This window comes from Methylotenera versatilis 301, assembly GCF_000093025.1.
GTDB lineage: Bacteria > Pseudomonadota > Gammaproteobacteria > Burkholderiales > Methylophilaceae > Methylotenera > Methylotenera versatilis.
In genome coordinates, this window is the sequence record NC_014207.1 from 733,026 (window position 1) to 744,001 (window position 10,976).

At 43.4% G+C, this 10,976-nt stretch carries 7 protein-coding genes; 4 read left to right on the forward strand and 3 right to left on the reverse strand.

What is annotated here, in order from left to right; genetic code table 11:
* Positions 1 to 37: 37 nt before the first annotated feature.
* Positions 38 to 1,513, reverse strand: a complete 1,476-nt coding sequence (locus tag M301_RS03455) for a M17 family metallopeptidase (protein WP_013147368.1) — start codon at positions 1,511 to 1,513, stop codon at positions 38 to 40.
* Positions 1,514 to 1,778: 265 nt separating this feature from the next.
* Here M301_RS03455 and aceE point away from each other — a divergent pair, with 265 nt between their 5' ends.
* Together aceE and aceF are read left to right on the forward strand one after the other, a co-directional pair.
* Complete coding sequence (aceE, locus tag M301_RS03460; RefSeq protein ID WP_013147369.1) at positions 1,779 to 4,463, forward strand: pyruvate dehydrogenase (acetyl-transferring), homodimeric type; 2,685 nt, start codon at positions 1,779 to 1,781, stop codon at positions 4,461 to 4,463.
* Positions 4,464 to 4,475: 12 nt separating this feature from the next.
* Entirely contained in the window at positions 4,476 to 5,798 is a 1,323-nt protein-coding gene (gene aceF, locus M301_RS03465) for a dihydrolipoyllysine-residue acetyltransferase (protein ID WP_013147370.1), read from the forward strand.
* 97 nt (positions 5,799 to 5,895) lie between these two features.
* On the opposite strand, the gene M301_RS03470 is transcribed toward aceF, so the two are convergent.
* A complete protein-coding gene (locus M301_RS03470; RefSeq protein WP_013147371.1) occupies positions 5,896 to 6,648 on the reverse strand; it encodes an SDR family NAD(P)-dependent oxidoreductase in 753 nt (250 codons plus the stop codon).
* Positions 6,649 to 6,791: 143 nt separating this feature from the next.
* Between M301_RS03470 and M301_RS03475 the strand changes: the two genes are divergently transcribed.
* The gene (locus M301_RS03475; RefSeq protein WP_013147372.1) at positions 6,792 to 7,106 is read left to right on the forward strand and encodes an ArsR/SmtB family transcription factor; all 315 of its coding nucleotides are present in this window, start codon (positions 6,792 to 6,794) and stop codon (positions 7,104 to 7,106) included.
* A 448-nt stretch (positions 7,107 to 7,554) separates the two neighbouring features.
* The gene (locus M301_RS03480; RefSeq protein ID WP_013147373.1) at positions 7,555 to 8,565 is read left to right on the forward strand and encodes a S1 family peptidase; all 1,011 of its coding nucleotides are present in this window, start codon (positions 7,555 to 7,557) and stop codon (positions 8,563 to 8,565) included.
* A gap of 55 nt (positions 8,566 to 8,620) precedes the next feature.
* Here the strand turns inward: M301_RS03480 and pbpC are convergent, their stop codons facing one another.
* Positions 8,621 to 10,882, reverse strand: coding sequence for a penicillin-binding protein 1C (gene pbpC, locus M301_RS03485; RefSeq protein ID WP_202943938.1), 2,262 nt, complete (start codon positions 10,880 to 10,882; stop codon positions 8,621 to 8,623).
* Between the last annotated feature and the right edge of the window lie 94 nt (positions 10,883 to 10,976).

Here is a 10,976-nt window from a genome sequence, read left to right on the forward strand (position 1 = left end):
AGCGCTTCACAGTTCATACATCTATTGAATTATCAGTTTAATGAGAGCTGATTAAGCGTTTAATGAGCGCTAAACCAAAACCAACTCCAAAGCCACTTGTGTCGGTGCTTACTGCGCCCAGTCCACCTTCATTACTTGCGGAGGACAAATCCGTATGCAGCCAAGCCACGTCATTCTCTATAAATCTTCCTAAAAAGCGTGCTGCATGAATATGATCCGCATCGCCATCGATTGTGCATTGCATAATGTCAGCAATATCGCTATCCAAGTCAGTTTCATAATCGTCATCATATGGGAAAGCGACAATGCGCTCACCAGCAACCTTGCCAGCCTGAATAGCTTCGTTAGCAAGTTCAGCGCGATTGGCAATAACGCCGCTCATGCGGGTGCCAAGTGCCGATATCATGGTACCTGTCAGTGTTGCGAAATCAATAATAGCATCTGGAAGCTGACCATTCTCATTAACGCGACTCGCTAACGTCAAAGTGTCAGCCAACACCATACGGCCTTCAGCATCAGTATGAACTATTTCTATAGTCATACCATTAAGCGCAGTTACTACATCATTTTGCTTGTAAGAAAGTGGGCCAATATGGTTTTGTGAGATGGCAAGCCAGCAATCTAGCCTCACTGGTAGTTGCAGCTGTGTGGCAGCAAGCAAAATACCTAAGGCTACTGCACTGCCATTCATGTCTTCATGCATGCCTTGCATGTATTTTGCAGGTTTTAGATTATGCCCACCTGTATCAAAACAAATACCTTTACCCACTAGAGCAATATTCTTTTTAGCATCTATTGGCAGATAGGTTAAATGCACAATAGCAGCATCTTGCGGATTACTGCCCTGACCTACTGAGTAGAATGCGCCTGCGCCCATTTCTTTCAGCTTAGCCATATCAAACTCTTCATGTTTCCAGCTAAACTCTTTGGCTAATGTTGCTATTTTCTCACGATAAATTGTAGGCGTGAGCTCATTAGGAGGTGTAATCGTGAGTTCTCGGCATAGCGTATTCCCAGCTACACGAGCATTCACGTAGGCATAATCATGCTGGGCTGCATAACCATGTATGCTGATATTTTCTAAAGCTTTAAACTTGTCATCTTTTTTTCGATTGGGTAGTTTGGCGGCATTGACTGTTGCCACGTAATAAGCAGCACAAGCATTTGATTCACGAGTGGCTTCATCGCCAAAAACGAAAATGGCAAGTTCTAAAGGCTGTTCATCTAATAATGGTGCTATTGCTTTACGAAGCAAGGTATGGCGTTGAAACGTATTCAATTTTTCTTCTAAAACCACAAAGCTTGCGATACCGCCATTAGGTAAGTCTGTTGTTAATGGTGTTTTGTATAAATCTTTGTATTCGCTATGAGTGCGCTTCAGTTTTGTGTGCAAGATTCCGCTATAAGGAATATTTTCGGCTTCATTTTCAGCTAGGACAAAAAGCATGTGTTTATACGAAGTTAGTGTATTTTCACTACTAATTTGCGAAAATTGAGCTAATTTTAACGACATTTATTTTCCTCTAACTCTTATATGATATGTAAGACAATCGTAGCAAATGTCAATATTTCACGGGCAATTGAGCACGGTTTAACTTGACCAGAAAGCCTAAAAAAGCCACACTATAGCCTCAAAATTAATTTTTAAGGTAAGTTCATCGATTAGAATATTCTAATCGCCTAGAACAATCTAATCACGTTTAGTTGCTTTGGCGTTTTGTATATTTGTTTTCTACAAATTATACGCGCAGCAACCACAACACGGAGAAATCTCACGCATGGCAACGAATCAAAACGCTACTATTCAAGACAAGGGCTTAACTGAAACTGACCCGCTAGAAACGCAGGAATGGCTAGATGCACTCACTGCAGTCATTGAAAACGAAGGTACAGAGCGCGCTCACTTTTTGCTTGAAGCAATGATTGATAAAGCGCGCCGTTCAGGCAGTAATTTACCCTATAAAGCAACAACCGCTTACGTTAATACCATCCCAACGCATTTACAATCTAAATTGCCAGGTGATCCGGAAATGGAGCGCCGAGTACGTGCGCTAGTTCGCTGGAATGCGATTATGACCGTATTACGCGCGAACGAAAAGTCGCCAGGTGTAGGCGGGCATATTGCTAGCTTCCAGTCAGCGGCTACCTTGTATGACATTGGGTTCAATCACTTTTTCCGTGCGCCAAATGGAAATTTTGGTGGTGATTGCGTTTACTTTCAAGGCCACTCTTCACCGGGAGTGTATGCGCGTGCTTTCTTAGAAGGTCGCTTTACAGAGGAGCAAATGGATAATTTCCGCCAAGAAACTTGCGGTAATGGTCTATCTAGCTATCCGCACCCTTGGTTGATGCCGGACTTCTGGCAGTTTCCAACGGTTTCAATGGGTTTAGGCCCTTTGGCAGGTATTTATCAAGCGCGCTTTTTAAAATACATGCATAACCGCGGCATTGCAGATACTAGCGATCGTAAAGTTTGGGTGTTCTGTGGTGATGGTGAAATGGATGAGCCTGAGTCACAAGGTGCAATTTCACTGGCAGCGCGTGAAGGCTTAGATAACCTTATTTTTGTGATTAATTGTAACTTGCAACGCCTTGATGGACCTGTACGTGGCAATGGCAAAATCATTCAAGAGCTTGAGTCTAACTTCCGCGGTGCGGGTTGGAATGCATTGAAAGTGGTGTGGGGGTCATATTGGGATCCATTGCTAGCCATGGATAAAGATGGCTTGCTGAAAAAACGCATGGAAGAGTGCGTGGATGGTGAATATCAGAACTTTAAACAAAAAGGTGGCGCGTATACGCGTGAACACTTCTTTGGCAAATATCCTGAGCTTAAAGAGATGGTTGCGGCCATGTCTGATGCTGATATTTGGCGCTTAAACCGTGGTGGTCATGATCCGCACAAAGTGTATGCCGCGTACCATTCAGCGGTAAACCATAAAGGTCAACCGACTGTGATTCTAGCCAAAACTGTTAAAGGTTACGGCATGGGCGATGCGGGTGAAGGTCAAAATACGACGCATCAACAGAAAAGCATGGATATTGAGTCACTCAAAAAATTCCGTGACCGCTTTGACTTGCAATTGACAGATGAACAGGTTGAAAACCTATCATTCTACAAACCAGCAGATGACAGCCCAGAAATGCAATACTTGGCTGAGCGTCGTAATGCGATGGGTGGCTTTGTACCACAACGTCGTCGCAAAGGTAACGAGCTTAAAGTGCCTGAACTCTCTGCATTTGAGAATATGCTAGCAGCGACAGGTGAACGTGAAATTTCAACCACTATGGCGTTCGTGCGTATTCTTTCAACCTTGGTACGCGATAAAGAAATCGGTAAATATGTCGTGCCTATCGTGCCAGATGAAGCACGTACTTTTGGTATGGAAGGTATGTTCCGTCAATTAGGTATTTACTCTTCTGTTGGTCAGTTGTACGAACCACAAGATTCTGACCAAGTGATGTACTACAAAGAATCAAAAACTGGTCAGATTTTAGAAGAAGGTATTAACGAAGCAGGTTCATTCGCCAGCTGGTTAGCGGCAGCGACTTCATATAGCGTCACGGGCACGCAAATGATTCCGTTCTACATCTATTACTCAATGTTTGGCTTCCAACGTATTGGCGACTTTGCATGGGCGGCTGGTGATAGTCGTGCGCGTGGCTTCTTACTCGGTGCAACGGCTGGTCGTACCACATTGAACGGCGAAGGTTTGCAGCACGAAGATGGTCATAGCCACTTGATGTCAGCAACGATTCCAAACTGTGTATCTTACGACCCAACATTTGCTTATGAATTGGCCGTGATTATTCAAGAAGGTTTACGCCGTATGGTGCAAAATCAAGAAGATGTGTATTACTACATCACCTTGATGAATGAAAACTACACGCATCCTGAAATGCCAAAAGATTCTGCTGAAGGTATCTTAAAAGGTATGTACAGCTTTAGTAAGTCAAAAGCTAAGGGTCCTAAGGTGCAATTGATGGGTTCTGGCGTGATCTTGCGCGAAGTAATTGCTGCGGGTGAGTTGCTAGAAAAAGACTGGGGCGTATCAGCTGATGTTTGGAGTGTAACTAGCTTTACCGAGTTGCGTCGTGAGGGCATTGATGCAGAACGTCAAAACATGTTGAATCCAGAGGCCAAGCCAAGACTCAGCTATGTAGCTCAGTGCTTACAAAAAACTGAAGGTCCAGTGATTGCATCAACTGACTATATGCGCTCATTTGCAGATCAAATTCAAAATTTTGTACCGCAACGATTTGTGGCATTAGGTACCGATGGCTACGGCCGTTCAGACAGCCGTGAAGCATTACGTAGCTTCTTTGAAGTTGATAGATATTACGTAGTGTTGGCTGCGCTCAAAGCGCTGGCAGATGATGGTAAATTGCCTGCAAGCAAGGCGGCTGAAGCGATTAAAAAATATAAGTTAGATGCTAATAAGCCTAACCCAACGACAGTTTAAGGACACGCAGACATGGCAATTCAAGACATACTTGTCCCCGACATCGGCAATTTTGATAGTGTTGATGTTATTGAAATATTAGTTAAAGTGGGTGACACAGTCGCTAAAGAAGATTCACTTATGACGGTTGAATCTGACAAAGCTTCTATGGATATTCCTTCACCTTTTGCCGGTGTGGTAAAAGAGTTAAAAATGAAAGTTGGCGACAAAGCCGCTCAAGGTGGTTTGATTTTAACGATGGACGTAAGTGACGCAGCGGCTGCTCCAGTTGAAGAGGTGAAGGCAGCCGCACCGCAACCAGCTGCTGCAGTGGCAATTCCAGAGCCTAGTCGTCCAGCGCCAGAGCCACCAAAAACCATTGCACCAGCTCAACAGCCTGTGCCAGTTGGTGCTAGCGCAGTCGTTGATGCAGGCAAGCTATCGCATGCCAGCCCATCAGTACGTAAGTTTGCACGTGAGTTAGGTGTTAACTTAGCTTTTGTAAAAGGTAGTGCGCCTAAAAACCGTATTGTACAAGCCGATGTACAGTCTTATGTAAAAGGCGAATTGGCTAAACCGCGTACAGAAAATATGGGCGCAGGCGTCAGCGGCTTTGCGGCTTTACCTATGCCAGTAATTGATTTCAGCCAATTTGGTGCTATTGAGAATAAACCACTTTCACGCATTAAAAAATTATCAGGCGCAAACTTACATCGTAACTGGGTGACGGCTCCGCATGTTACGCAATTTGATGAAGCTGATATTACTGATTTGGAAGACTTTAGAAAGTCTATGCAAGCCGATGCCGAGAAACGTGGCGTTAAACTCACTATGTTGGCCTTTTTGATTAAAGCCTCTGTGAATGCGCTTAAAGCTTACCCAAACTTTAACTCATCACTTTCACCTGATGGCGATAGCTTAATCTTAAAAAGTTATTTCAACATTGGCTTCGCTTGCGACACGCCAGATGGCTTGGTAGTGCCAGTGGTCAAAGATGTTCAGCAAAAAGACGTACTGGATATTGCCCGTGATTTAGGCGAACTTTCAACCAAAGCGCGTGAACGCAAGCTTAAGGTAGAAGAAATGCAAGGTGGCTGCTTCACTATTTCAAGCTTAGGTGGTATTGGCGGTACGATGTTCACGCCTATCATTAACTGCCCTGAAGTGGCAATTTTAGGTGTATCACGCTCAAGTATGCAGCCAGTGTATGACCCTAAAACTAAAGCTTTTGAGCCACGTTTAATGTTGCCTATGTCACTATCTTACGACCACCGTGTGGTTGATGGAGCTGATGGTGCTCGCTTCACAAGCCATATGCGCATGATGTTGAGTGATGTGCGTAGGTTGTTGCTGTAATAGATTAAACATGTAAAAGGGCGCAAATTGCGCCCTTTTTATTTTATAGCTTAATGTTAACTAGTCTATGAATCTTAAAATTAAAATAGTTGTAGATCTAGCGTAAGCCACCTGTCACATGTAGTGTTTCGCCTGTCACATAAGCTGCATCATTGGAGGCTAAAAATGCCACTACTGATGCAATTTCATCTACCGTGCCAATGCGCTGCATAGGCGTAACAGACTCAATCCAATGACGCATATCACCTTCATGAAAGCCAGCCGTCACTACACCTTCAGTCGCAATCATGCCAGGATTTACTGCATTAACGCGAATATTCCGCACCGCTAACTCTTTGGATAGCACCATTGTTATAGCATCTACTGCACCTTTTGTAGCTGTATATACGGCGCTGTTTGGTGGGGTAATGGTTGATACTCCCGAGCTGATATTCACAATACTGCCACCTTTTTCACTGAATGCACGCACCGCTTCTTGTGAAACAAGTAGTAAGCCTAATACGTTAAGGTTAAATTGCTTGTGGAAGTGTTCTGGCGTGATGGCGTCAAGCGGACTAAACTCATACACGCCAGCGTTATTAACTAGAATATCAATCGCACCTAGTGATACTTTAGTTTCATCGATGACACTTTTAATTTCTTCTGGATTTGAAAGATTGCCATATACAGCAATTGCTTTGCCGCCTTTACTAACAATCTCTGTTACTACGCGGTCAGCACCTTCTTTGCTGCTGTTGTAGTTGACAGCAACTAATGCACCTTCATCAGCCAACCGCAGTGCTATGGCGGCGCCAATCCCTTTAGATGCACCAGTCACCAGTGCGACTTTACCTGCTAGTCTTTTAGACATAATAATCTCCATTTCATGTGTATTTAAGTTTGAGTATCTAATTGCTATATTGCTGAATCTATTTTTGTGAACAAAATGTTTATTCAATAGTTCATTATTATAGAACTATTGTACTATGTCAACACTTACTGTATAATTCTTTTATGGTTCAATTTGTTCATCCATCTACAGAAGACATTACCTTAGCAGGGCTGCTTGGTGCGCTAGCTGACCCAATGCGTCTGCGCATTGTTAGTAGCATGCTTCAAAAAGATGGCTGCATGTCTTGCTCTGAGGCTGCACCTTGTCCCAATATGGCAAAATCCACTCTATCTCATCATTTCCGTATCTTGCGTGAAGCGGGCATTATTCATACAGGTAAAGTTGGTGTGGAAAATCGTAACGTTTTACGTATTGACGATATCAATAGTCGTTTTCCTGGCTTGTTAGAACAAATTCTGAAATTTGGCGAGAATTAGTCACTGTTGCACTCTTATTGTGCAAAAAGATAGTCTGTGCGCTGGCTTAAGTTTTATTTAATTGTTTCAAATATGTTATTTGAAGCATATTTCTACAAAAAACTTTAAGTATGGCCAAACTTAATGAGCTAAAAAGTTTGAGTAAACTTTATTTAATCTAACTAGCTCTTATCACTACACAATCAATCCCATGGCTCCAAGCATGGCACTAAGTAAGCTCAACGCAGCTTTATAAAACAATAAAACCTCACGGAAAAATGCGCTTAATTCAGCGATTAAATGCGCAATCCATCTATAGAATTACACTTTATTACATATTTTAATCAGTGACTTGGTATACAAATTGCTAAATAAAATCATGTAATACAAGTTAAGAAGTACTGTTAATTTAATTTTTAAAAGGTTTTCACTTAAATATGTAATATTCAATTTGATATTGGAGTCCATCATGACAAGACTAATGATTGCTTTACTTTATATGTGTGCCACGACTTACAGTTGGGCAATGCCAATGGATGAGTTGGTGCAAGATATTAGTCAGCATGTTGTGAAAATTCAAGTTGGATTAGCTAATGGTGGCTACGGATTAGGTTCTGGTGTTGTGATAGCCAAAGACCAAGTCGTGACTAATTGTCATGTAGTTGCAAGCGCAGTCTCAGTGACGATTAATGCAAAAGGTGAGAATTACGCTGCGAGTGCCCTCAAGCCAGATTGGCACCATGATTTATGCATTCTAAAAGTTGAAGGTCTCAATCTACCAGTTGCCAATATCGGCTCAAGTCAAAATCTTAAATACGAGCAACCAGTTTACTCTGTTGGTTTTGCAGGTTTTTCTCCTCGGCCTAATGCTACATCTGGCTATGTCAAAGGCTTGTATCCTATGGATGACAGTGTGGTGGTGAGGGCAAGTAATACTTTCAGACTAGGCGATAGCGGGGGCGGTGTGTTTGACGAGTCTGGTAATTTAGTGGCTATTATCACTGTGAAAAGCCCAGGACATAATGCCTTTTATTACAACATGTCTGTTGAGTGGGTGAAGCATTTACTTAATCAGCCAGAGCAAAGCATTGTAAGTGCAAGTGAGTTACCTTTTTGGGCGGAATCAGAAGAGAAGTGGCCGTTCTTTATGCGTATTGTTCAGCCATTAAAAACTGAAAATTGGGAGATGCTCAATAAAATAGCTGTAGCGTGGTATGCAAAAGAACCTAATACAACGGAGGCCTTATTTTACCGAGCTATTGCGGAATATAGCTTGAAAAATGAAGCCAAGGCAGAGCAACATTTCAGCCAAGTTGTTGCAAAGAATGGCAATAACAGTAGCGCGATGTATTACTTGGGATTAATCGCTGAGAATACTGGTAAGCACATGGAAGCATTGAACTTGGTTGCCGCGTTGGATAATTTGGATCAAATAACTGCTGGCGAGTTAAAGGTGGCGATGGGCATAGCTGAAAATTGAACAGTTAAGTCGTTATCTTCATCTCTATATTTTGTACCTTGGGCTAAAAATTAGCTTAAGGTACAAACTCAACCACTACCTCACGGCTATCAGATTGCCCTGTATTATCCACCGCACGTAACAAATAATGCCCTGCTTTTTGAGGCGACCATGCAATGCCCGCACCAGCTTCACTTTTTGCGATAAACCCATTATTAGCAAACCAGTAAATAGCACCCTGACCACCACGGTTGGCTTTAAGCGCGATGGTTTCTGGCTTACTTAAGCGTATGGTGTAGGTCACGCCTCTGAGTGGTGAGGTGATTTGTGGTTTGTCGTCGATCACTTGGTTGCGATTGTTGCTGCACTCAGCGGGCAGCGTTGGCGGCACACGGCGTGGCATGCCAGCTTCACGGAATAGCCGCAACATATCCGAGCTCCAGAATTCGATGATTTCTTCTCTCGTATTTGCACCTGCACCACAGACAACTTGGTTTGTTGTATTGTCGAAATATACGGGTCTATGTAGAGTGCTGATTTTAATGGGGGATTTTCCTGGGATAAACCAAGTTTCACTGAGGTTTTTACAGTATTGGTTGGGTAAGTCACCGCTGGCTGTACAGACTTTTACCTTGGTTAAGGTGTGAGGCGGCATCGCTTCGACTTCCGTTTTTGGGTTTAGTAAACGTTGGTGGCGTAGGCTATCTAAAATCTGAAAGAATAAAGGCGCGGCAGTTTTGATGCCGATAAATGCAGGGTTAGGTTTGCCGTCGAAATTACCCACCCACACCGCTAATACATTGTTGCCGCTTACGCCTATCGTCCATGCATCGTGGAAGCCCCAAGAGGTGCCTGTTTTCCAAGCGGTTTTGTATAAGTCAGGTTCGCCTGTGTCTGGGCGAGGATTTTGTCGAAGCATATCCAAAGTAATATAAGCAGATTCTTCACTTAATAATGGAAAAGTTGCCGCATTGCCTTTTGTAAGAGCGTAAGGCGCAAAGCGACCGTGGTTGGCTAGCATGGCGTACAAACTGACGAGCTCTTCCATCGTTAGCTCTCCACCGCCTAATGCGAGCGCTAGCCCATAATGAGATTCACTTTTTAAGTCACTCACGCCTGCATTTTTTAGAAAATCGTACAAACTAGGTTGTGTGAGCTTAGCCGCTAAACTTACCGCCGGTACATTGCGCGAGCGTATCAAGGCATCTGTCGCAGTGATTGGGCCGATAAAACGACCGTCAAAATTTTCTGGGCTGTAGGGGCCGAAGCTAGTAGGTGCATCTTTTAAAATACTGGCAGGGTGAATCAAACTTTGATCCATCGCCAAGCCATAGATGAATGGTTTTAAGGTAGAGCCTGGCGAACGCTTAGCCGAAGTACCATTTACTTGCCCATGAATGGCTGCATTAAAGTAATCAGCAGAGCCGACCAGAGCTTTGACTTGCATGGTTTTTGCATCGTACAAAATAGCGCTGACGTTGTTAATGCCTAAGTTTTTATTATTCTCAATGTAGCTGGTAATCATGCGTTCAAGTGTTGCTTGCGCATTAATGTTTAAGCCTGTTTGTATAATTGCTTGATTGCGGTGCTCTGCCAGTAATGCATCGGTAAAGTGCGGCGCCAGAAACGGTAAGTTTTGACCGCTCAAGCGCTTTGCTTCTTTTAATGATTGTGCTGGCAAGCGCATGTCAGCCGAGTATTTAGCATCTTCTGGATGTTTGCCTAGCCAGTCTTGCCACAAGCGGATTCTGGCTTCGTTTAACTGGGCATTTTTGTTATTGATGCTGAGGCGTTTATTAGGGTTTTGTGGAATCACAGCCAGCGTTATTGTTTCAGGCAGATTAAGTCTTCTGGTGGGCTTGTTGAAGTAAAACAAGCTAGCAGTAGCGATGCCTTTTATGTTGCCACCGTAGGGCGCTATATTCAAATAAGCTTCTAGAATATCGTGTTTTGAGTAGCGTGATTCCAGCCAAATGGCAGCAAGTATCTGCTTTACTTTGCCGCTTACCGTGCGTGAATCTATGCCGTACAGTCCGCGGGCTAACTGCATACTAATGGTCGATGCCCCTTGGCGAGAACCGCCAGAATAAGTACGTACCATGCCGCGTAACAACGCGATAGGATTGATGCCAAAATGCCAATCAAAATAACGGTCTTCGTATAATTTGACTGCTTCAACGGCGTTGGGTGAAATGTCTTTTAAAGACACCCATATTTGGTATTGTGCATCTGAGGCTAGAGTGAGTCTTAGCAAGGTGCCATCGGCTGCATAAATGGCGGTGGAGTGCGGGATTAAGCTTGAAAGCGCTGGTTTTGGGTAAAGCCGTAAACTAATCAAAACTAAGCCAAGTATCAGTAAGGCAAGCAAACTATGCTTTAAAAGCTTGGACGATCTAAGTCTTTGGAGTATAGGCATTATCTAAAAAAGGAAT

What these genes read in the sequence shown, in the direction of transcription:
- M301_RS03455 (WP_013147368.1), bottom strand. Translation starts at nt 1,513, where the DNA reads ATGTCGTTAAAATTAGCTCAATTTTCGCAAATTAGTAGTGAAAATACA.
- aceE (WP_013147369.1), top strand. Translation starts at nt 1,779, where the DNA reads ATGGCAACGAATCAAAACGCTACTATTCAAGACAAGGGCTTAACTGAA.
- aceF (WP_013147370.1), top strand. Translation starts at nt 4,476, where the DNA reads ATGGCAATTCAAGACATACTTGTCCCCGACATCGGCAATTTTGATAGT.
- M301_RS03470 (WP_013147371.1), bottom strand. Translation starts at nt 6,648, where the DNA reads ATGTCTAAAAGACTAGCAGGTAAAGTCGCACTGGTGACTGGTGCATCT.
- M301_RS03475 (WP_013147372.1), top strand. Translation starts at nt 6,792, where the DNA reads ATGGTTCAATTTGTTCATCCATCTACAGAAGACATTACCTTAGCAGGG.
- M301_RS03480 (WP_013147373.1), top strand. Translation starts at nt 7,555, where the DNA reads ATGACAAGACTAATGATTGCTTTACTTTATATGTGTGCCACGACTTAC.